A 22,422-nucleotide genomic window follows, 5' to 3' on the forward strand; every position below is an offset into this window, starting at 1 on the left:
CTTGTGGGTAATGAGCAGGCGCCCAACTTCACCGCCGATGATCGCATCCAGCAGGCGCTTCAGGCCTTTTTTGTGGTAGTTCATGCCAGAACCCAGGTCCGCGATCAGCTCGAATGTCCATCCTTGCCGGGGGCACAGAACAGCTCATGAACCTGTTTTTTTCCCTTCCAGATCGTCCTTCTGGTCGTGACTGGACAGACGGGCATAGGCGGCAATGGTGCGGCCTACCTTCTCCGGCGCATGAAATTGGTCTAGCCGAAGCCGTGCAAGGTCGTAGCGTCGCCGCCCACCTGCTGTGGGTTCATCGGGTAGGAGCTTGTCCTCGCGCTCCCAGCGTCGTAGTGTTTGCGGTGCAACCCCCAGGAACTCGGCGGCCTCTTGAATGCTGACCATTTTGAGCGACAGGTTTAGAATGTACATTTATGAGAAGGAAAAAGTAACTTGTATAGAAACTGTTCAAGCCCTTTTTTGATCGTGCCTTACTTTTCAGCAGATTCGCCTTGATCAAATTCTACCATAAGATCCTCACTTGAATTCTTGAGGGAGTTTTTCGTACAATTTTTTCAATTCGTGGATCTTATCCTTATGACAAACAAGAATAGCCTGTTCGGATTCGATAACAACAAGGTCATTGACACCACACAAAGCAACGAGTTTCGAATCTGATAGAACAATATTTTCTTTGGCGTCATAGGCACACATTTTCCCTTTGAGCCTGTTCCCTTCCTCATCTTTATCAAAATATTCCGCGACTGAAACCCAACTTCCAAGGTCATTCCAATCAAATCTTGCCTCCATTGCAAATATTTTGTCAGTTTTTTCCATCAACGCATAATCGATAGATATCTTAGGCAAACGGATAAAAGCACTTTCCCATTCTAAAGGCTTTTCAAGATACTCCAAAATAAAGTGATAAAAAGGGAAGGCCCACCGTTGGATCTCTTCTATAAATACTTTCACCGTCCATATATACATACCCGAATTCCAGCCACAATCTTCTTCCTTAATATAACGTCGAGCTGCATCAACTGAGGGTTTTTCCACAAATCGAATAACAGGAAAAAATTTCTCCCCATTTTTTACAAAACAATTGGTTTTATCTAACTTCAAATACCCAAATCCTGTCGCTGGATAATTCGGAGGAATAGAAAAAGCGACTATGCTTTTCGTTTCTTGAGCAAACAAGACAGAAGAGAGCAATTGGTCACGAAAAATCTCTCTGTTATTGATTTTACTGTCGGCAGGCAAAAGAACAACAGTAGCCTCGTTAGAATGCCTTGCCGCGATAGCTGTAGCCAATGTAGAAGCAGCAGCAGTATCTCTTTTTTCTGGTTCAAAAAGAATTTTTTCTAATGGAAAAGATGGCAACCTTTTCGTAATGGAGGAAAGTTGGTCTTTGTTTGACAAAATATAGAGATTTTCTTCTGGAACTAAACCTTTAATCCTATTAATAGTCTCTTCCAGAAGCGTTTTATCAGAAAAAAAAGAGATCAAATGCTTTGGAGTATTTCTCCTGCTTACTGGCCAAAAGCGTTCTCCACTTCCCCCAGCCAGTATGAAAACAAAAACATTGTCCACAACAATTTTAAGAAGCCTTTTCTAAGATATGGATTAAGAATGTCTTAATCTCGAAGAAGAAGTCAATCTTTAACTATGATCTCCTTCTTTTCTTTTATTTTTATTGGTTCTGTTACATCAAAAAAGATATTACGCATGAGAAGAGCCTGCCGTATTCCTTTATCCAGCTCAATACCTAAAAGGCCATGTTCAAACCAATTATGATCGATAAGCAGGTCTTTAGCTAAAAGAGCTTGAGTAGGAAATTCTCCTTCCTCATTACCTAATCCTACAATAATCTGGTGTCCAAATGCTAATCGGTTCGATCGCAGCACTCCCCCTCGAATCATTTCGAAAGGAACATTTGAAAGATTTGTCATGTTTGGATCAATGAGAAAGCCTAAAGCTCCAAAATTTAAGCTATGGATTTCTTGGTCTAAAGGATCCTTATTCTCAACCACTGGATAGGAAACAGCAACATCTAGGACATTATTAAGCCACTGTATAAAAAAACCACTGGAAGCAATCATGCCTTGGGTTCTTTTTAGCTGATTTCCATCAAAAATGACATCATAGGCTAAACCGCTTAAAGGAAAAAGAAATTTACAATCCTGGCTTTGATTTTCAAAAAAAATGGCTTTACCTTCCCACTGATAAAAAAGCAAAAGGCTTGAAAAATCTGGAACTATATCCCATGGCTTATCAAGGCTAACAGTGTTTGCATTTAATGCCGTTATTTTCCTAAGCTGGCCAGCTCCTTTCCCTGAAATAATAAGAGCGTCCATGCCAACAAGCCCAGGGGAAATATTTTTCTCAGTGATAGTTGTCTTTATTGCTTCAGAAGAGCCAACCATAGAAATCAACGGTCTATCCCATGGTAGAAAATAAATAGTGACTTCTTGATTTACTGGTAAAGGAGTTCCTCGATCGATTGTAATTTTTTGTTCGCTATTCGCAATGACTTTCCTTACGAAAAACTCCCGTTTACTCGAATGCCCCATTACTACAATTTCTTGACCCACCAAAGAATCTTTCGTCAAAATATTTTCTTTGAAAGACACTTCGTTGCCAGAGAGGCTGGCAGTCAAAGAAAAAGAATTCAGAGCAGTTTCCCTCTTTTTTCCCATCGGAAAATTAAGATTAAAAGACAGAGCCTTTCTGTTGCCTCTGCCAAATTCAGAAAATTGATTATGGGCAACATACAAATATCTCAATGGGAGAAGGCGTCTATAAAAAGAAGACTCATCTGCAAACCAGTTATCTTCAACAAAAAGTCTTTGGCCTCCTATTTCTGTGATGCAAAAAGCACCCATTGGGTTATAGAAACTATTTTGGGTAATGCGACCATTTTTTAAATGCACCGCTCTCTGCCTTGGACCAATGATCTCACAGCCTGAAATTTCGACATTGCTCAGACTACCTAGAGCAATAGAATAGCCCAACCCATCCATTCGATCTAATCCCCATTTTAGGATTTTCCACAAGAGACTACTTTCAATATTTTCCTTTGGATACCCATAAAAAGGAAAAAACTGTATTCGAACATTACGAATAAAAACATCAGAAGGAGATTCTTTCAATGAAGCCACTTTCCCTTTAAAAAGTGCTAATAGATCTTCCCAATCTCTAGAACTTCCCATAAACTGCTCATCTTTGAGGGCAGAACTATCCACAAGAACCCGTTTTGCATTTCTGATGCTGATCGACAATTCTTCCAAGGAGAATTGCCCAGAGGAAAAGAAAGCAGTGCTAACAAAGTCCGCTTCTCCAAGAGGTGCATTATCCGGCCACTTCAGCCAAGAAAAATCCATTCCATCCCCTTCCAACAAAGTTTTTGGCGGAATAAAAAAACTGCCTCTCACTTTGTATGTTCCGGCCGGAATATATACTATGCCTCCCCCATTGGCCTCGGCTGCCTGTAAGGCCTTCCGGAGAGCTTGAGAATCATCCGTGAGTCCGTTTCCTTTAGCTCCATAATCCTTGACATTAAAAATTTTGTTGGGCCAAGGAATCGCAGCAACAACCTTCAGAAAATAAGCCTCACTCCATCCAGCAGGACCTCCATGACCGTTATGAACAAGCAGATTAAATTCACCAGGGGGTAGATTATCTGGAATTTTAACCCGACAACAATATTTTTCAGCTTCTATCACTTCTAGGATTATAGGCTGTCCATCCTTTTGCGGTACCAAAATAACCTTCAACCGTTGGGCATCTTCTGGAGTCAATAGGACATTTTTCCCAATGATACATAACTCGGAACCTGGATAAGTTTCATCTTGCTTTAACCCTGGAAGGAGCCGAGCAGGTTGGCACCATTCTATTTGAGGTCTATTGATCAAAAATCTATTTTCAGAGATTTCTACTCCAAATATTCCTGGAGGGAAAACTGCTGGAATCTGAAATTTTATTGATTGATCAGATATTTGGATTGGAGAAACCGAAACTCGCTTTTCTTTATCAAAAGAAAAGGGGATATAATTGGTTTTAGGATCGTCGTCAGGCACAGCCCAAAGAAATATTTCCTCTTTAGGATCAAACCCTCCTCCATATAGAATAACACCGTCGGCAGGATCGACAGGCTCTGAAATCCAAAAAACAGTCGGCCGACAAAAGATGCTCTCAACAAAAAGAAAAAAACAAATGGAAAAGATAAAGGAAATGCAAATTTTTTTTCTACCCAAATTTTCTATCCTTTTTCTTTGTCTATCAGTATTTTTATTTATAAACAAGCTCATACTTTTTTCAAGGTAACGGTACTTCCTACCTTTTCTCTCTATCTTCTCCTTTCCAATTAAGCTATTTTTTCCTATAGCATTCAATTTTATGGAAAGAGCGGATTGTCTTGTTATCGGTGCTGGTATCGCAGGATCTTCTGTGGGATTTCATCTAGCGATCAAAGGACTTTCTGTGATTATATTGGAAAAAGAATCTTCCGCTGGATATCATTCGACTGGAAGGTCCGCTGTGTTTTTTAGAGGAAGTCATGGCCTGCCTTCTGTTAGAGTTCTTACGCAAGCCAGCAAGCAGTTTTTTGAATCACCTCCTGCCCCTTTTTTTTCTATTCCACTCACTACTCCCAGAAATGCATTATTCATTGCAAAAAAGGAAAAAAAGGATTTTTTGGAAAGGTGGTTTAAGGAAAATCAATCTGCCCAGCTCTCTTTACGGAAGATCACCTCTGAAGAAGCTCTTCAAATGGTCCCGATATTAAAAAAAGAATCGGTAGCAGGCGGTTGTATCCTTGAGAGCTCTGGAAAAGACATTAATCAACCAAAACTATTGCAAGGGTATCTTGAAGGAGTCATCCAAAGCGGTGGGAAAATCTATTATAAGGCTTTTGTCAAAAGCATTAAAAAGCAGCGGACCGAATGGGTAGTAGAGGCAAATGAAAAACTTTTTAAAGCTCCACTTCTCATTAACGCAGCTGGAGCTTGGGCTGATGAAGTGGCTTGCCTTGCCTCAATCAAACCATTAGGGATCGTTCCAAAACGAAGAACAGTTATTACTTTTGATCCACCCACAAATTATTCCGTTCAGAATTGGCCAATGGTCCTTGAAATCAGTGAAGAATTTTACTTCAAACCTTATTTTCAAGAAATCTTAGCTTCTCCTGCCGATCGCACCCCATCGATTCCTTGCGATGCAAAACCAGAGGAACCAGATTGTATACTTGCTATTAAACGGCTAGAACAAGCCACTACCATTAAGATCGAGAAAATCAACAGAAAATGGGCGGGTCTTCGTTCGTTTGTAGAGGATGAGCTCCCTGTCATCGGTTTTGATCCTGAAGAAAGAGGTTTTTTCTGGGTTGCTGCTCTTGGTGGCTCTGGAATTGAAACTTCCCCAGCCGTGGGTGAAATGGCTGCCTGTCTAGCAATAAACAATAAACTGCCAGAGTTTTTCTCTTTTTATAATATAGATCCTCAAAGGTATTCCCCCGCCCGGATAAAATCTAAAAGAGGCACTTAAAATTTAGCAAATAACTTTTGTTCCTAGAAGTGACAGAAACAGAGATAGCCACTTTGGATGAGCTGGCCAACCGGGAGCAGTGACAAGATTCCTATCCACAATGGCTTCTTCAAATCCGGTTGGTACAAAACTTGCCCCGCTGAGTTCGACTTCTGGTCCCACAGCGGGATAAGCTGTCAAGCGATAGCCCGAAAGAACTTTTGCGGCCGTTAAAAGTTGTATGCCATGACAAATGGCTGCCACCGGTTTTTGCTCGTCGAAAAAATGACGCACACATTCGATCACTTTTGGATAAAGTCTGAGATACTCTGGGGCACGACCTCCTGGAAGCACTAGCGCGTCATAGTCCCTAGGTACAACTTTTTCAAAATCAGCATTCAGCTCAAAAAGATGCCCTTTTTTTTCAGAATATGTTTGCTCACCTTCAAAATCATGAATCGCTGTTTGTATTTTTTGTCCTTTGCTCTTTCCCGGGCAGACAGCAACGACTTCGTGTCCTATTCCCAAAAGAAATTGAAAGGGAACCATTACTTCATAATCTTCCGCATAATCTCCAACAATCATCAGAATCTTTTTTTGAGCCATATTCTTTTATACTTTCAGAAGATCCTTTTCTTTTACTTCAAGCATCTTGTCAACCTTTTCTATATAGAGATCGGTTAACTTTTGGATTTCCTTTTCTGCCCGTTCCACTTCATCCTCACTGATATGTGCTTCTTTGCCTAATTTCTTTAATTCCTCCAGACTATGCCGGCGAATGGCCCTAATTCCCACTCTGCCTTCCTCAGATATTTTTCTAGCCACTTTGATAAGCTCCAGTCTTCTTTCCTCTGAAAGCGGTGGAATAGGAATTCTAATAATTTTAGCATCCACCACTGGATTAAAGCCAAGCTTTGATTCCTCGATAGCTTTACGTATAGATTCTACCAGGGTCAAATCCCAAGGCTGAACTACTAGCAAATTAACATCTGGAGCCGTAATGGCCGCCAGATCTTTTAGTTTCATATGCGTTTCATAGGCTTCTACCGAGATATTCGATATCATTTCAGGATTAGCTTTTCCAGAACGTAATGAAGCAAGCTCCATCCGTGTTTTTTCTACAGATTTTTCCATCTTATCTTCCGCTTCCAACAGCACATCGTCAATACTCATAGGACCCTCGATCATCGCGTAGCCAAAATAATAGCAAAAAATAAAGAAAAAATCCAAGCTCTATCCTCATATTTAGCTTTTCACCTTATCTGAGACCAACGTTCCAACAGGAGCGCCACACACTACCGCTTTAAGATTTCCAGGCTTGAACATATCGAAAACTATAATTGGAATACGATTATCCATGCACAAAGAAAAGGCTGTTGAATCCATAATGGTCAGTCGGTTCTGTATTGCATCCAGATAAGTTAATTGTTCGTATCTTTTAGCCTGGGGATTGATTTTTGGATCACTATCATAAACCCCTTCCACCTTTGTCGCTTTGAGAATAACTTGCGCTTCTATTTCACTGGCACGCAGCGCAGCAGCCGTGTCCGTGGAAAAAAAGGGATTCCCTGTACCCGCTACAAATATAACGATCCTTTTCTTTTCCAAATGTCTAATCGCTCTTCTTCGAATAAAAGGTTCAGCAACGTTTTTCACTTCGATAGCCGTTTGCACCCGTGTGGGAATCCCTAAGTGTTCAAGGGCTCCCTGCAATGCCAGCCCATTAATAATGGTCGCAAGCATTCCCATGTAGTCAGCAGTGGATCTATCGAGAAACTCCGAATGAGAGGCCATCGATCCCCTCCAAATATTGCCACCGCCAATAACAATTGCGATATCAACACCTAAACTATAAATTTCAGCAATTTGGTATGCAATTTTACGGGCAACTTCAAGATCCAAATGTTCAGTCTCTCCAGATAATACTTCTCCACTCAATTTTAAAAGAATCCGTTTATAAACCGGCGACTGTCTAACTCCATCAAAAAATTCCATATATTTTTCTACCTTTCTCAAATTATGTCATATTTCTAAAGATGAAAAGAAAGTGGTTGAAAATGTGGACAATGCCCTTTGCATTTAGGTTTTCTTAAGGGATCCTTTGGCAGTCTTCTTTTTTGGTTTCTTTAAAGCAGGAACAACAGGAAAGTTAGCCTTATCCTCTTTACCGTTTTGCAACCGCCTTTTAAGTTCTTCAATTTGATCCCGATAAAGAGCAGCTTTTTCAAATTCAAGCCTTGCAGAGGCTTCAACCATTGCTGCACTCAATTCTGTTATCATTTTCATATAATCCGCACTCTGATCGATCTCTTTGAAATGGATAGGTTCTTTGGCTTCTGACCGAATCAGCCCATGCAGACTGACAAGCTCTTTAGCTTTTACACTTCTAGGGGTAATTCCATGTTCCTGATTGTATAAAAGCTGCTTATTTCTACGGTATTGGGTTACAGCAAGGAGTTTTTGAATCGATTGGGTCATGACATCGGCATAAAGAATAACTTTACCATTTTCGTGACGGGCGGCTCTTCCAGCAATCTGAATTAAGGATTTCTCTGACCTTAAATAACCTTCCTTATCTGCATCTAGAATGCATACAAGTGAGACTTCTGGCAAATCCAATCCTTCTCTTAAGAGATTTATTCCAACCAACACATCGAAATCCCCAGCTCTTAGACCACGTAATATTTCAACTCGTTCTATGGCATCGAGTTCAGAATGAAGATAACGAACTTTAAAGCCAAGATCTCTTAGGTAGTCGGCTAAATCCTCGGCTGTTTGCTTGGTTAACGTTAATATAAGAACCCTTTGTCCATCCCGTATTCGATTATAACTTTCTTTGATAACGTCGTCTATTTGCCCCTCAAGGGGACGAACTTCAACTTCGGGATCTAACAATCCGGTAGGCCTGATGATCTGTTCAATGACTTTGCCTTCGGTTTTTCTTAATTCATACTCTCCAGGAGTAGCTGAAACGTAAATCACTTGACCTATTTTTTGCTCAAATTCTGTAAACGACAGCGGTCTGTTGTCTAAAGCAGAAGGCAATCTAAACCCGTGTTCAACAAGGGTTCTCTTCCTTGACATATCCCCTTCATACATCCCCTGAATTTGAGGGATTGTGGCATGACTTTCATCGATGACAGTCAAAAAGTCCTTAGGAAAAAAATCGAGTAAGGTGTATGGAGCAGAACCTGGAGCTCGCCCGCTCAAATGTCTACTGTAATTTTCTATACCGTTACAAAAACCAAGTTCTTCAAGCATTTCTAGATCGTTTTCCGTTCTTAATCTCAGTCGCTGGGCTTCAAGCAACTTTCCTCTAGACTCCAACTCTGCGATGCGCTCATCGAGTTCCTGTCGGATCGATTGGATTGCTTTTCTTAATTTCTCAGAGGTCGTCACAAAGTGACTTGCAGGAAAGATTAACTCCTTTTGAAGCCGGCAGACACTTCGACCTGTAAGTAATTCGAATTCGGTAATACGATCGATTCGATCTGCAAAAAATTCGATTCTCAATCCCTTATCTGGAGAGACATGGCAGATTTCGACAACGTCACCTCTGACACGAAATTTTCCCCGGGATAACTCCACATCGTTTCTTTCGTAGAGCATCTCAACAAGCATAGCTAGAAACTGGTTTCTTGAGAGATTCTGGCCAACTTCCACCCGACAACATAAGCTTTCGTAGTCCTCTGGAGAACCCAAACCATAAATGCAGGAAACACTGGCAACAACAATGACGTCACGACGCGTCAGCAGAGAGTTGGTTGCAGAAAGCCGAAGTCTTTCTATTTCTACATTCACACTTGAGTCTTTTTCTATGTATGTATCAGTGCTCGGAATATATGCTTCCGGTTGGTAATAATCAAAGTAGGAAACAAAATATTCAACCGCAGCATCAGGAAAAAACTGTTTGTATTCGCTATACAACTGCGCAGCTAATGTTTTATTGTGACAGATGACTAGGGTAGGTCTTTGGACTTTTTCAATACATTTGGCTATTGTAAAAGTTTTGCCAGAGCCCGTCACGCCCAACAATACCTGATGTTTTTTCCCAGCCTCAATCCCAGCCGCCAACTCTTCAATAGCCTTCCCTTGATCGCCACAGGGTTCAAATGGTGAAACAACTCGGAACTTGTTGTTTAAAGCTTCTGCAAACATAACTAAAAAGGAAAAAAATCGTCAATTAGTCAAAATTTCATGCCCCTTTCCAGGAGTTTCCTTTCGCGACTTCCTAAGCAGTTCGCAAACTTCCCAATCAGATAATTGATTAAAATTCTCATACCATTGGCCCACTCCATAAAATTCTTCTGGAGTCATTAACACAACAACCCTATCGGCTATTTTCTTCATTTCTTCGTATACATAAGGAGGAGCCACTGGAGCGGCTACTATCAATTCTTTAGGCGCTAATCTCCTTATGGCTGCAACTGCGGCTCTCATCGTCGAACCGGTAGCAATGCCATCATCCACTAAAATGATGGTCTTATTAGTCAAAGAAAGTGCGGGAAGATCCTTCCGGTAAAGATTTTCTCGTCTATGCAATTCTTGCAGTTCCCGAGCGGTGACTTCCCTAATCGTTTCTTCATCTATGTTCAAAGAATTTATTACGGATTGATTTAAAACCTGTATTCCCCCAGAAGCAATTGCTCCCATTGCCAGTTCCTCTTGCCATGGAACACCTATTTTTCTGACAACGAAGATATCCAATGGAAGCTTCAAAATGTTTGACATAGCAAAGCCCACTTCTACTCCTCCTCGCGGTAAAGCCAGAATAACTACATCCGATTTGCCTCCATACTCGAGAAGTTCTTCAGCCAAAAGCCTACCTGCTTCTTTTCTATCTTGAAAAATTCTATAAGGCATTTTTTTTAATGTAGAACAAAGAATTTTTCTTTGCTACTCTTTTGGTTGGATTTTCTTTATCGCCTACTCCCCCCACATACAACGCATAATAGAATGGGGTACCAAAAATATTAATTGGCTATTTAAAGCGCTCCTAGGGCTGTTTTAACAGCAAGAGCATTGTCTGCCGCCCAACCCATGGTCGTATTGTTAAAAAAGATATAGACTTCTTTGGCTCCTTTGTTGACGAGCTTTTGAGCTATCCTCACTATTTCCTGGATTTCTTCAGGGTTATAAAGATAGGAAAACCATTGTTTGCGCCCATGTAATCGCAAGTAGCCGATCGAAGAAGTTAGTTCGGGCTGCATTTTCAAAAGAGGAGAATCGGCAACACAATAGACCGCTTGTTTTGCTTTCAAAATTGCTACAAGCGATGCAATGTCTGCTTTGGTTCTAAATTCCACAGCTACTTTCGTCGGATCAGGAAATGCCTCTAAGGCAATCTGAAGCCGTTCTGGTTCAAGAGGAAACTTAGGAGAAAGTTGAAGCAAATACAAACCGATTTTTTCCCCTAATACTCCAGAATCATTGCAAAAACGCAAAATAAGATCATTGACATTATTAAGAAGCCGGAGATGACTAATAAGCCTAGGAACCTTCAAAACAAAACGGAACTTGGGTGGAGTCTTTTTTGCCCAATTTTCATAAGTAGATTTTGGGAAGAATCTATAGAAAGTGGCATTGACTTCAACCGCCTCAAACTGAGAACAATAATATTCAAACCATTTTGATTGTGGTAAATCCTCAGGATAAAAAGATCCTTTCCAATCCAAATAGTTCCATCCCGAAGTCCCCACCCAATATTTTATTTTTTCCATGAATTTTAACTCACATCCACTAAGAAGAATACCCATCCATTTTTCCACATGATTTTTTTCTTAGGCATTTCTCAAAAAAAAGATACGACAACACATAGTTAATACCAACCAGATTAAAAAAACTAAAAGGATCAAACAAAAGGAGTTTGTCATTTTTCTAATGGGAAAGAAACAGCAATGAATTCATTTTTTGTATCTACTCCAACCACCTCCAGTTTCCCATGGTTGGCGGAAACGAAGATACCTTGACCTTTGTCATAAAGGATATCGCCAACAACAACTCTACCACTACAAAAAAGAAGATATAAAAAAGAGGCCCCATCCATGTGGCAAGCGTAGAACTGGCCAGCCTTAAGTTCAATTCTTTTGACAGCAAAGTAATTTTGCTCAACAGAAATTTCTTCTGGACGAAGAAGTTTTGGGTTATTGGGTTCAAGGGAGAGAGAAAGAACAGATTCCCAGTAATGGAGTGGCCTCAATGAGCCATTCTCATTTGGTCTTTCCCAGTCGTAAATCCGAAAAGTTGTATCTGAATTATCCTGGATTTCTAAAATAAGATTTCCTCCTCCAATCGCATGGATCTGACCTGAGAGTACTAATATTCCATGAGAACTAAAGGTGGGAATATGATTTAGGTACTGAATAATAGCTTTTTTACCGATAAGTTCTTTTAGCAGATTTGGTGAGATTGCCTGTTTAAACCCAAGATATATAGAAGAGCCAGGAAGAGTAGCTAGGAAGAACCAAAATTCAGTTTTCTTCTCCCAGCCATATTGGGTTGCTACTTTTTCCCCAGGATGCACTTGAATGCTTGTTGGTAATCGACAATCCAATATCTTAACGATCAAAGGAAAACGTGTCGTGGGGGGGGCATTCCTTCCAAAAATCTCTTCTTTTTGATTCACCCACAAATCATGAAGATTACGCATTGAGTAATAAGGGCTTTTGAGAACATTACATTCTTTCTCCCTATCTACCAACTGCCAGCTCTCACCGATAAATTGGAAGGACTCCGAGTCCTTTCCAGCTACAAATTGGTTGAGCAATCCTCCTCCCCATATTTTTTTTTTGTATATAGGGTGAAATTGAAAAATACCCATGAGAAGAAACAATGGGTTGAATTAGATTAAAAGAATAAATAGATTGATCTTCTAAATTCCATTTTCATTTATGACGGACACAAAAACAGAACAAGCAAAAAGTAATATTATTAGTAGAAATAACCCTTATTTAGCTTCGATTAAAGAAAATATTTTACTGACGAAAGAAGGCTCTGAAAAAGAGACTAGGCACATCGTCATCGATATTAAAGGCAGTGGGCTAACCTATCAAGTGGGGGATTCTCTTGGAGTTTTCCCCTCCAATCCTCCTTATATTGTCGAGAAGATTTTCCAGCTTCAGTCTCTTGATCCTGAAGAACCAGTGAGCTATCAAAATACCAAAATTTCGCTTAGAGAGTTTCTTTCCAAGCATGTTGTGCTAACTCGTGTTACAAAAAAATTCCTCCAGCTACTGAGCCAAAAGACATCTTCTGCTTCCCGACGAAAAAGATTAGAAGAGATTTTGGGGCAAGAAAAGGAACTAGAAGCCTATCTCTGGGGAAAAGATTACCTAGACTTCTTTGAAGAATATCCAGAAGTTTCTTTTAGCTCCCATGAACTAGTTGCTTCTTTGGGCCGAATGGTCCCTCGACTCTATTCAATAGCTTGCTCTCCTCTAATGTTCCCAGAGGAGGTGCACCTGACTGTTGCTGTTATCCGCTTCAAACTTACAGGAAGGATGAGATATGGAAATGCCACCGGGTTTTTGAGCAGATTTGCAAAAATAGGGATAAAAGAAATTCCTGTATATAATCAACCAGCAAAGCATTTTCATCTTCCCGAAGATCCTTCAGCTGACATTATCATGATCGGGCCAGGTACAGGTATTGCTCCTTTTCGAGCGTTTCTTCAACACCGAATGATGGCAGGACATCGGGGAAAAAACTGGCTATTCTTTGGAGAGCAACACCAAAGCACTGATTTCCTCTATAAAGAGGAACTTCTCGACTGGCTGAAAAAAGGAGTATTAACAAAGTTAGATACGGCTTTTTCTAGAGATCAATCTTATAAAATTTATGTCCAGCATAGAATGAAGGAATCAGCAGCTGAACTTTGGAACTGGATCCAGAATGGAGCCTACATATATGTCTGCGGGGATGCAAAGCATATGGCCAAAGATGTGCATCAAAGTCTCATTGATATAGCTAGAGATACAGGAGGGATGTCACAGGAAGAAGCGCAACATTATATCAATGTAGTTCTTTCCAAGGAACAAAAAAGGTATCGTAAGGATGTTTATTGAGAGATTTTTTTTTTCCGCTGCCTTTTCCTGAAATTTAACGGGGATGCAGAGAATAGGCAGTTTGAATTTCTTGCCATTGGCTTTTTTGGTCTAACACCAGCCGTAAATGCATCCGCATTTGTTCTAAAGCTGCCCCTATATTCTCTACAACATCTAAAGGAAGTAATCCCTCTTTTGTCCTTCTTTTTTCCGCTGCTATATCAGCAGCCTTTCCATGAATCCATACTGCACTGCGAGCGGCATCAAAGGGTCCCAAGCCTTGAGCAATCAGTCCAGCAATAATCCCTAGTAAGCTATCTCCAGAACCGCCCGTAGAAAGTCCAGGATTACCAGTTGTATTGAAAAATATCTCTTTTCCTTCTTGAGCTACTACCGTCCTGACTCCTTTCAAAACTAAGGTTATCTTTTTATCTTTTACAAAATTTCTCGCCACTTGTATTCTTTCTTCAGGAGAATATTCCATTCTTAGAAGTCGTCTCATTTCTCCTGGATGAGGAGTGAGCACAGCCCATCTTCTAATGAGCTGAAAGAAGTCTGGATTGCGTGCAAGCAAAGTCAAACAATCAGCATCAATGACTAAGGGTAGATCCAATGACATAAGCGTTTTGAAAAATATTTCTGATTTTTTTTCCAACCCAAATCCAGGGCCCATGGCAACAACTGTTGCTTTAGAAACTACCATCTCAAATAACTTAGCGTCATCGTAAGGAAATACCATGGCTTCAGAAGGGGCCTTTGCAGCCACGATCGGATAAACTTCCTGAGGCACCCCCACATTGACCAGTCCTGAACCTATACGAAGCGCCGCCTGCGCTGCCATCACCGGAGCTCCCGTAAAACCAATAGAACCGCCAAGAATAAGCACTCGTCCATAACTGCCTTTATGCGTATTAGAATTTCTAAATGGGAATAATAAGGCTAGCTCCCATCCCACTAATGCCTCCAAGCCTAAACTGGGCGGCAGGGTATCAAAAATGGGGACAATTTCCACTCGGCCTGTAAACTTTGAAAGCTCTTCTCTAAAAAGGAAATCTTTACCGTAGCCAATGCTTAGTGTTAAATCGGCAATAACGGCTAAAGAACTAGCTGTGGAATTCTCCCATAATCCTGAAGGACAATCAACGGCTATTGTTTGGAAAAAACAACGATTACGCTCTTCATTCAGTTCTTTGACTATCTGAGCTACTTCACCCTGCAATTCCCCCTTCACACCGATTCCAAGCAGACAATCCAACACATAATCCGCTTTCGTCCAGGGTACAGGATCTGGATAAGCATACAAGGATAACTGAGGAAATGCCTGCAATAATTCTTCCAGCTTTTTTTTACATAAGCTTCCTAGTTTTTCTCTTGCAGCAGAGAGATAAACCGATACAGGCCATCCCCTTTTCAATAACTCTCTGGCAATCACAAGCCCATCCCCCCCATTATTGCCTTTACCAACCAATACAAGAACCAAACCCATGCGAGAATAATGCTGGAGAAAAAAACACGCAGCCATCCTGCCGGCTCTTTCCATCAAAACTTCAGCAGAAAGGCCATTGGCTATTGCTTCCTCTTCTAATCTCCTAATATTTGGAACATCTGTAATGATCATTTCTTATAGTCGAATGTTAAAAGCTCAAATTGAGTGGTTGTTTAAAATATCAAACTTGTTTTATTTTTAGTGCTTCCTCTCCAAAGAGTGGATAAGCTTTAGGATAATTACAACTTTAATTTTTTTTCATGGTATACAATTATTCGTGAAAAATGCTTAAAAAAGATAAAAATATTATATAAGCTAAATATACACATAAAAGAGATGGCGGCCGTAGCTCAATTGGCAGAGCACCAGATTGTGGCTCTGGGTGTTGCGGGTTCAAGTCCCGTCGGTCGCCCAAAATAAACCTGTTCTTTTAGTTCTCTTCTTTTACCTTAAGTAAGATTTTCCCAAAATGTCTATTTTCTTCCAAATACTTCAAAGCTTCCTTCAATTGATCCCACAGAAAAATGTGATCTATAATAGGCTTAAGCCGACCTTCTATAAAAAAAGGAAGTATTTTTTTCCTAAACTCTTGGGTTAAAAACATTTTTTCTTCTATAGGCCTTGCTCGAAGAGTCGAACCAACGAGCATTAATCTTTTTCGAAGGAGATGAATTAGTGAAATCTCAGTTTTTGATCCTCCCAACAGACCAAGGCTAAGAATCCTTCCTTTTTCTGCTGCAATCTGAAGATATTGACTAAAACGTTCCCCTCCCACTAAATCGAAAATAATATCCATTCCCTTTCCCCCTGTTCTAGTCAACGCCCAATCAATTAGATCTGCTTGCCCTTCGGTAAACACATCAACAGCTCCAACTTTGAGAAGTTTTTGTTTCTTAGCTGGAGATCTAACCATTCCAAAGACTTTAAGGTTTTTTAGATTAGCCAGAGCTAATGCAGAAAGACCAACGCTACTTCCAGCAGCTGAAATCAATAGAGTTTCGTTTTCCTTTGCCTGTGCTCGATATTCTAACCCATCCCAGGCCGTAAAAAAAGATTCAGATATAGCTGCCGCTTCCACAAAAGATAGTTTTCCATAAATAGGTAATAAGAACCTTTCATGAACAATAACCTCTGTGGAAAAAGCACCGCCAATCAGTAAGCCAAACACTGGATCTCCTTCTTTCCAACCTTCCACTCCTTCCCCAATCTGGCAAATCCTTCCAGAAAATTCTAATCCTGGAATCTCAAAAGCAGTAGGGGGCCCAGGTTGAGGATAGAGTCCATAAAGTTGAAGAAGATCGGCTCTATTGATGCCTGCATAATAAACATCCACTTTTACTTCGGCTCTCCCAGGTTTGAGCGAAGGCAGCTCACGCATCTGCAAGGTTCTTTTCCCATTTTCTTTTTCAATAACCCAAGCAATCATTTTTTCTGTAGCCTTCCAGTTTGATATCCAAAATAACAACTACATTAGCTCTTTCCCATCTTTCTTCCAACTAACCAAGGGTAAGATTGGGCCCAGTTTAATGGAATCGGCGAGGGTTTTCTTTCAGGAAATTTGATACAAGCAAGGATTTGTCGGCATTCAGCAAATAAACTACCCGAAAGACTTTCTTTTCTTAATTCGAAGTCAATCTGAAATCTCACCCTTTCTATTCGACTAAGCCTTGAAATAATACTGATGATATCCCCAAGTCTGGCAGGGGATTTATAAACAATTTCGGTTTTGACGACTACAGGAACCAAGCCTGTCTTTTCCATCTCTTTCAATGGCCAACCAAGCCGTTCAGCTAGTTCGGAACGGGCGATCTCCACAAACCGCAAATAAGCAATGTTATGGACAAGTCCGCAGGAATCGGTATCAAAAAAAAAGGTCTTGATTTTCGTTTCGCATTCAGGAAGCTCAGGTAGTAGAGGCATCGGTGGATAGAAATTACAATTTTTTTACTTCATTTCAGTGCATTTTTCACTCAAAAACTAAAAACTATGATCAGAAAAATTGTCTCAGGCGGGCAAACAGGAGCCGATAGGGCTGCCTTGGATTGGGCGATGGCCAATGGGATACCCCATGGAGGATGGTGTCCCAAAGGAAGATTATCGGAAGCGGGTGTCATTCCTGATAAATACCAGCTTTCGGAAACCCCCACTCCAAGCTATACAGTGAGAACAGCATGGAATGTTTGGGATTCAGATGGTACATTGATCGTTACATTACAACCCTCTCTTACTGAAGGATCATTAGCAACTCAACAATTTGCAGTAACTTTTGGAAAACCTTGGCTCCACATTAACCAAACGACTCCGGAGATAGAAGCCAAAGTCAAAAAATTTTTGTCTTCTCATTCCATCGAAATACTTAATGTTGCAGGTTCTAGAGAAAGCAAAGAAAAAGGAATCTATGATTTTTGCTATAGAGTTCTTGATCGGAGTATTGATATTGAAAGAAAAGCTGATTCTTTTTTTCAGCCACCCTATTATGGATTGTGTCCACAATCAACTTTTCAACCTAGAAGTAAAACTGACCTTTTCTCCATTTTTCAAGATATCATTAGGTTAGAGAAGATCCAAGTGGATGCATGGATCGGGGTTCCAGAAGAAGAAAGAAGGAACAAACAAAAACTCCTTATTTCTGTTGATCTTTATATAGATCCCCTGGTAACTCGTAAAGCTCATGATACAGACGAATTATCTACCACACTAGATTACGCTACTGTCAAAGAAACCATAGAAACTATAGCTAGTAGCAAACCTAGACAACTCATCGAATCCCTTGCCGAAGAGATCGCTATACAATTACTTCTCCATCCTTTGGTTTCAGGGCTGACTGTAAAAGTCTCAAAGTTTCCCTTCCCTAACGTAGCCGAAGTTTCTTTTATATTAAAAAGAAAGAAAAATTAACTGAAAATACTTAAATAAAGCCTTCTTGTCGAAAATCCTGAATGTTTTTTGTAACAGACACACGTACCCAATCAATAAGAAATTTAAGTAAAGACACTTCCCAAAGTTCCTCTTCACCTTTCAGAAGGAGAGAGAGAGGATCCCCTTCTTTAATCATCTTTTCTTTGAGCATAGCACACACTTCCTCTGAAGAGCCTTTTATTTCATTAAAACACACATCATCCTTTTTAAAGAAAAATCCATAACGCAAAAAAGAAATATTGCTTTGCGGCGCATTTTGCAATAGCCATTCAGCGTATTCTTGGGCTTCTTTTCCAAAACCTTCCAATGTCAATTTTGCAAACTGTGGGGAAGTAATTATTTTAGGCCTTTCGGCTTCCAATTTTCCCTCCCTAACAAAACAGACATCCACCCTATCCAAATCTTCCGTGACGAGTTGATAGTTTATAAGAGTTGTTCCAAAAGTAGATACAACTCGTCTTGGTGGTAAAATAATCTTCGTATTTTCTAGAGCGTATTGAAAAGCATCTTGAAAATTCATAATTCAACCTATTTTATCTAGCAAAACACCAACCTATAAAGAACATAAAATAATGCGTTGCAAAGGAAACTCTAGTCATAAATTAAACAAATTTTCCAGGATTTAAAATGCCTTTAGGATCCAATGCCCTTTTAATCTTTTCGTGAAGCAATCGGGTTTGTTGACTGAGAGCTTTATTCCACCATGGCAATTTAGCTATGCCAATCCCATGTTCTCCAGTAATAGATCCATTCCATAATATTACCGAATCAAACAGAACATTCAAGGCCTCTTCAGCCTTGTCACGATTCTCTTTTTTTGACCAATCAACCATCAGATTGACATGTATATTTCCATCTCCTGCATGACCAAAACAGGCAACAATCAATCCATAGTGCCTTTGAAGATATTCCCCTAGGCTTATTAAATCGGCCAGTCGACTACGCGGAACAGTAACATCTTCGTTGAGTTTGGTTAGTCCACTGGCTTTAAGAGACATGGAAAAGAGACGGCGCGACTCCCATAATTTTTCACACGCATCCTCCCCCACTGCTCTGGTCAGTTCCTTTGGTTGAAATTCCCTCAGTATTTTCTCAAAAAACTCGATATCGGAATGGACTGCCCCAATACTCCCATCGGTTTCCAATAAAATATGGGCATCGAAAGGAGGAATTTCTCCTTTAGTAAATTCTCTTGCGCACTGAAGGGTAAATCTATCAGCAATTTCCAGAGCAGCGGGAAGCACCCCAGAAGATAAAATTTTGTTCACACACAAAATTGCCTGATCCATCCGTTCATAATAAGCGGATAGACAGGCTTTCAGTGGAGGGTAAGAAAGCAGCTTAAGAGTAATTTCAGTTACTAGCCCCAGCATGCCTTCGGAGCCAACAAAGAGGCTCGTCAAATCAAAGCCAGTTTTATTCTTAATCGTCCTCCCCCCCACTTTGGCTACCGATCCATCGGAAAGCACAACCTCAAGACCTAAGATGTAATTTCGAGTAACTCCATATTTAAGACATCGAGGCCCACCAGCGTTCGTCGCTACATTTCCACCAATAGTACATTCCATCACACTGGCAGGATCAGGGGGATAAAAAAGACCCATTTTTTTTACTTCTGCCTGTAGGACTCCTGTGATAACTCCAGGCTCAACAACAGCTACTCCATCTACTGGATGTATCTCTTTGATCCGGTTCATTTTTTCAAAAGAAACAACCACTCCCCCTTTTACTGGAACAGCACCTCCTACATAGCCTCTACCTCCACCTCTAGCAGTCACATAAATACCTCGAGAGAAAGCAAACTGCATCAAGGCCACAACATCTTCTTTTGATTCAGGGAAAAAAACACCGTCTGGGGCTCTCGAAAAAAGCCAAGCATCTGTAGCATACTTGCTTAGTTTTTCCTCACTGGTTGAAAACTTGTCCGGGAAAAGTCGATGTAGTTCCTCTGTCCATAATTCCATTAAAAACTCCTCTTTTCTTTAATGCTTTGCACTAAATACCACCTACTCTCCTCATTCTATCTGTTGAATTATCCACGATCCTTTAAAAAGAAGACAGGAGCTCATAAGAAGCTAACCTTTGTTTTTTCCTTTGATTGCATTCAGGGCTTTTTCCCCCTTTGTACTTCCTGTCAATCATCTCCTTTTAACCACATTATACACTAACAATACCAGAGAAGAGCTAACGTTTTCTCCTTTATACAGATACTGTGAGCGCAATAATGTTCTTTGAATGGTATAGCATCTATTTTTCAATTCCTCTAGGTTTAAAAACCGTGGCTTTCTTGAAATTTTTCTGTAAATAAAAAAACTATAAGGCTATGACCATGTTTTCCTTAATAATGAAAAAAAACAAGAGAAGAGGACTTGAAGTGGGCTCGCCCATTCCCGATGTTTGGGCATTTGATCCCGAAGGCAATCCAATGTCAGTAAGAGAGCTTTGTTCGAAAGGATTGGTTTTGCTGTATTTTTTCCCAAAAGCTAACACTCCTGGTTGCACTATCCAAGCCTGTAATCTCCGGGATCATTTAGCGGATCTACAAAAAGCAAATGTTCGGGTGGTTGGCATAAGCAGAGATAAACCCTCTGTACAAAAAAAATTTATTCAAAACAATCGGCTTAATCTTATGCTGCTTTGTGACCCAAGCGGAGAGGTTTGCAAGGAATTTGCTATTCCTCTTTTCTTTGGAATGCCCAAACGCCTTTCATTTTTGATTAAAGATGGCAAAGTGTTATGGCGTGATTGCCACCCTAACATTTGGAATGCAGCTGCAGAAGTTCTGGAAGCACTTAAAGCAAGCAATTTCTGGCTAAAAGATTGAAAATTCTATCTTTTAACTTCAAAAAACTACAATTCACTCCAAATCCTTTAGCCCTATGGCTATTTTTTCGTGCTCTTTCTTTTATCTATTTCATTGCTTTTTTTTCCCTTTCTTTTCAAATTCTTGGATTAGTAGGAGAAGGAGGGATTCTTCCAGCTTCTCCATTCCTGCATTATGTCCAAGATCAAATAGGCTGGCGAAGATTTTTTTTAGTTCCTACCCTGTTCTGGTTTATACCTCCAACCGATCCCATTCTTTATGCTGGAACTTTTCTTGGAATGTTTTTAGCTATTCTTCTTTTTTTCAATATAGCTCCAGCTCTTGTATCTTTATTTCTTTGGTCTCTTTATCTGTCTTATGTAACAGTGGGACAGACCTTTTTTAATTTCCAATGGGATGGTCTCCTTTTGGAATGTGGCCTACTTTCCATGTTATCCTCGCCATGGAAACTTCATCCTGGCTTTATGAAATTAACTTTTCCACCCTCTTGGGCAACTTTTATCTTCCGTTGGTTGCTTTTCCGACTGATGCTTCTTTCTGGGATCGTTAAATTGGAAAGCCATGATCCGACATGGCGAGCCTTAACAGCTCTAAAATACCACTATGAAACAGAACCTTTGCCTACCCCTCTTGCTTGGTACTTTTATCACTTCCCCATGTGGTTTCATGAAACCACCACCTTTATTGTCCTATTCATCGAACTGGTTGTTCCCTTCGCTATTTTTTTGGGCCGACTAGGTAGAACAGTGAGTTTCATTCTTTTTTCTCTCTTGCAACTACTTATTATTCTCACTGGCAATCATGCCTTTTTTAACTGGATTGCTTTAGTCTTAGGATTTGTCTTGTTAGAGGATAGCTTTTTAAAAAAGATTCTTCCTTTCTTTGCCAAATCCCCTCCAATGCCTTGCCCAAAACTTCAGAAGAAACTCTCATTTTTTCTTATTCTTCCTGTTTTTTTAATCAGTGTGCTGCTATTTTTAGAATCCTTTTCTTTTCCCTATCCACAATGGACGGTAAAGCTTCTTAGCTCCTTTTCAGCTCTACGATCGATAAACAATTATGGAGCCTTTGCCATTATGACAACAAGAAGACCGGAAATAATCATAGAAGGGAGCACCGATGGTATCGAATGGAAAGAATACCCATTTTGCTGGAAACCTGACGACCCTCATAAGGCTCCTGTATTTATCTCTCCCTTCCATCCAAGATTAGACTGGCAAATGTGGTTTGCCGCTTTAAGTACGCCAAAGGAAAATCCTTGGTTTGCTTCTCTTTTGTCTTGCTTACTTCACGGTAAGAAAGAGGTCATCAAACTTTTCCAAGCCAACCCCTTCCCCTTCTCTCCTCCGAAATATGTCCGAGCCCTTATCTATGTCTATGAATATAGCTCTTGGTCAGAAAAAAAAGAGAAAGGCCTCTGGTGGAATAGAACTCTTTATGGATTGTATTTTCCTCCTGCTTCTTTAATGATTACCCCTCAAAACCAAGAAACCAGGGGTATCCCTCCTTCTTTTCAGTGGCAATTGACATCCTCCCCATGCCTAAAGGCAGGGGATTCCTGGAGATAACTGACCAGATTTAGCCAGGGCAAGCTCTCCGATGAGGGTGTTGAGGTTTTGATAGACCCTGACATTCTCATCGGC

General features: G+C 40.4%; 19 protein-coding genes, 1 tRNA gene and 1 pseudogene. 6 read left to right on the forward strand and 15 right to left on the reverse strand.

Annotation, left to right across the window (positions count from 1 at the left end; genetic code table 11):
* The 3 genes and pseudogenes from A7Q09_RS11435 to A7Q09_RS04025 all read right to left on the reverse strand — a co-directional run.
* Positions 1-393: pseudogene (locus A7Q09_RS11435) on the reverse strand (recombinase family protein); the annotation flags it as partial.
* A 132-nt stretch (positions 394-525) separates the two neighbouring features.
* The gene (locus tag A7Q09_RS04020; RefSeq protein WP_134390015.1) at positions 526-1,578 is read right to left on the reverse strand and encodes a mannose-1-phosphate guanylyltransferase; all 1,053 of its coding nucleotides are present in this window, start codon (positions 1,576-1,578) and stop codon (positions 526-528) included.
* 62 nt (positions 1,579-1,640) lie between these two features.
* Positions 1,641-4,295 carry a glycoside hydrolase family 55 protein gene (locus tag A7Q09_RS04025; RefSeq protein ID WP_244228503.1) on the reverse strand — a complete coding sequence of 885 codons (2,655 nt, stop codon included), beginning with the start codon at positions 4,293-4,295 and terminating at the stop codon, positions 1,641-1,643.
* Positions 4,296-4,383: 88 nt separating this feature from the next.
* On the opposite strand from A7Q09_RS04025, the gene A7Q09_RS04030 reads away from it, so the two are divergent.
* Positions 4,384-5,529 (forward strand): FAD-binding oxidoreductase, encoded by a 1,146-nt coding sequence (locus tag A7Q09_RS04030; protein ID WP_134390016.1) that lies wholly within the window; start codon positions 4,384-4,386, stop codon positions 5,527-5,529.
* A 3-nt stretch (positions 5,530-5,532) separates the two neighbouring features.
* On the opposite strand, the gene A7Q09_RS04035 is transcribed toward A7Q09_RS04030, so the two are convergent.
* The 7 genes from A7Q09_RS04035 to A7Q09_RS04065 form a co-directional block, all read right to left on the reverse strand.
* Positions 5,533-6,114 (reverse strand): DJ-1/PfpI family protein, encoded by a 582-nt coding sequence (locus A7Q09_RS04035; RefSeq protein ID WP_134390017.1) that lies wholly within the window; start codon positions 6,112-6,114, stop codon positions 5,533-5,535.
* Between the two features lie 6 nt (positions 6,115-6,120).
* The gene (gene frr / locus A7Q09_RS04040) at positions 6,121-6,681 is read right to left on the reverse strand and encodes a ribosome recycling factor (protein WP_134390018.1); all 561 of its coding nucleotides are present in this window, start codon (positions 6,679-6,681) and stop codon (positions 6,121-6,123) included.
* A 72-nt stretch (positions 6,682-6,753) separates the two neighbouring features.
* Complete coding sequence (gene pyrH / locus A7Q09_RS04045) at positions 6,754-7,503, reverse strand: UMP kinase (protein ID WP_134390019.1); 750 nt, start codon at positions 7,501-7,503, stop codon at positions 6,754-6,756.
* An 84-nt stretch (positions 7,504-7,587) separates the two neighbouring features.
* Entirely contained in the window at positions 7,588-9,666 is a 2,079-nt protein-coding gene (gene uvrB, locus A7Q09_RS04050) for an excinuclease ABC subunit UvrB (protein WP_134390020.1), read from the reverse strand.
* 21 nt (positions 9,667-9,687) lie between these two features.
* Entirely contained in the window at positions 9,688-10,371 is a 684-nt protein-coding gene (locus A7Q09_RS04055) for a phosphoribosyltransferase (protein ID WP_134390021.1), read from the reverse strand.
* Between the two features lie 122 nt (positions 10,372-10,493).
* Positions 10,494-11,264 (reverse strand): DUF72 domain-containing protein, encoded by a 771-nt coding sequence (locus tag A7Q09_RS04060; RefSeq protein WP_244228504.1) that lies wholly within the window; start codon positions 11,262-11,264, stop codon positions 10,494-10,496.
* Between the two features lie 113 nt (positions 11,265-11,377).
* Entirely contained in the window at positions 11,378-12,328 is a 951-nt protein-coding gene (locus tag A7Q09_RS04065) for a type I phosphomannose isomerase catalytic subunit (RefSeq protein ID WP_134390023.1), read from the reverse strand.
* A 70-nt stretch (positions 12,329-12,398) separates the two neighbouring features.
* On the opposite strand from A7Q09_RS04065, the gene A7Q09_RS04070 reads away from it, so the two are divergent.
* A complete protein-coding gene (locus tag A7Q09_RS04070) occupies positions 12,399-13,571 on the forward strand; it encodes a sulfite reductase flavoprotein subunit alpha (RefSeq protein WP_134390024.1) in 1,173 nt (390 codons plus the stop codon).
* A gap of 34 nt (positions 13,572-13,605) precedes the next feature.
* Here A7Q09_RS04070 and A7Q09_RS04075 read toward each other — a convergent pair whose 3' ends face one another.
* Complete coding sequence (locus A7Q09_RS04075) at positions 13,606-15,168, reverse strand: NAD(P)H-hydrate dehydratase (protein WP_134390025.1); 1,563 nt, start codon at positions 15,166-15,168, stop codon at positions 13,606-13,608.
* A 207-nt stretch (positions 15,169-15,375) separates the two neighbouring features.
* Here A7Q09_RS04075 and A7Q09_RS04080 point away from each other — a divergent pair.
* Positions 15,376-15,448 (forward strand) — tRNA-His (locus A7Q09_RS04080).
* Positions 15,449-15,466: 18 nt separating this feature from the next.
* On the opposite strand, the gene A7Q09_RS04085 is transcribed toward A7Q09_RS04080, so the two are convergent.
* Positions 15,467-16,462 carry an NAD(P)H-quinone oxidoreductase gene (locus A7Q09_RS04085; RefSeq protein WP_134390026.1) on the reverse strand — a complete coding sequence of 332 codons (996 nt, stop codon included), beginning with the start codon at positions 16,460-16,462 and terminating at the stop codon, positions 15,467-15,469.
* Positions 16,463-16,506: 44 nt separating this feature from the next.
* Positions 16,507-16,956 carry a thioesterase family protein gene (locus A7Q09_RS04090; RefSeq protein WP_134390027.1) on the reverse strand — a complete coding sequence of 150 codons (450 nt, stop codon included), beginning with the start codon at positions 16,954-16,956 and terminating at the stop codon, positions 16,507-16,509.
* Positions 16,957-17,022: 66 nt separating this feature from the next.
* Here A7Q09_RS04090 and A7Q09_RS04095 point away from each other — a divergent pair, with 66 nt between their 5' ends.
* Positions 17,023-17,934 carry a YpsA SLOG family protein gene (locus A7Q09_RS04095; RefSeq protein WP_134390028.1) on the forward strand — a complete coding sequence of 304 codons (912 nt, stop codon included), beginning with the start codon at positions 17,023-17,025 and terminating at the stop codon, positions 17,932-17,934.
* 10 nt (positions 17,935-17,944) lie between these two features.
* Here A7Q09_RS04095 and A7Q09_RS04100 read toward each other — a convergent pair whose 3' ends face one another.
* Positions 17,945-18,475, reverse strand: coding sequence for a hypothetical protein (locus tag A7Q09_RS04100; protein WP_134390029.1), 531 nt, complete (start codon positions 18,473-18,475; stop codon positions 17,945-17,947).
* A gap of 82 nt (positions 18,476-18,557) precedes the next feature.
* A complete protein-coding gene (locus A7Q09_RS04105; protein WP_134390030.1) occupies positions 18,558-19,919 on the reverse strand; it encodes an FAD-binding oxidoreductase in 1,362 nt (453 codons plus the stop codon).
* Between the two features lie 365 nt (positions 19,920-20,284).
* Between A7Q09_RS04105 and A7Q09_RS04110 the strand changes: the two genes are divergently transcribed.
* Together A7Q09_RS04110 and A7Q09_RS04115 are read left to right on the forward strand one after the other, a co-directional pair.
* A complete protein-coding gene (locus A7Q09_RS04110) occupies positions 20,285-20,779 on the forward strand; it encodes a peroxiredoxin (RefSeq protein ID WP_244228506.1) in 495 nt (164 codons plus the stop codon).
* Positions 20,776-22,347 carry a lipase maturation factor family protein gene (locus A7Q09_RS04115; protein WP_134390032.1) on the forward strand — a complete coding sequence of 524 codons (1,572 nt, stop codon included), beginning with the start codon at positions 20,776-20,778 and terminating at the stop codon, positions 22,345-22,347. Before A7Q09_RS04110 ends, A7Q09_RS04115 begins: the two co-directional genes overlap by 4 nt.
* Positions 22,348-22,422: the final 75 nt, after the last annotated feature.

Origin of the sequence: Methylacidiphilum sp. Yel, from assembly GCF_004421185.1 — a bacterium.
Taxonomy (GTDB): Bacteria; Verrucomicrobiota; Verrucomicrobiia; order Methylacidiphilales; family Methylacidiphilaceae; genus Methylacidiphilum.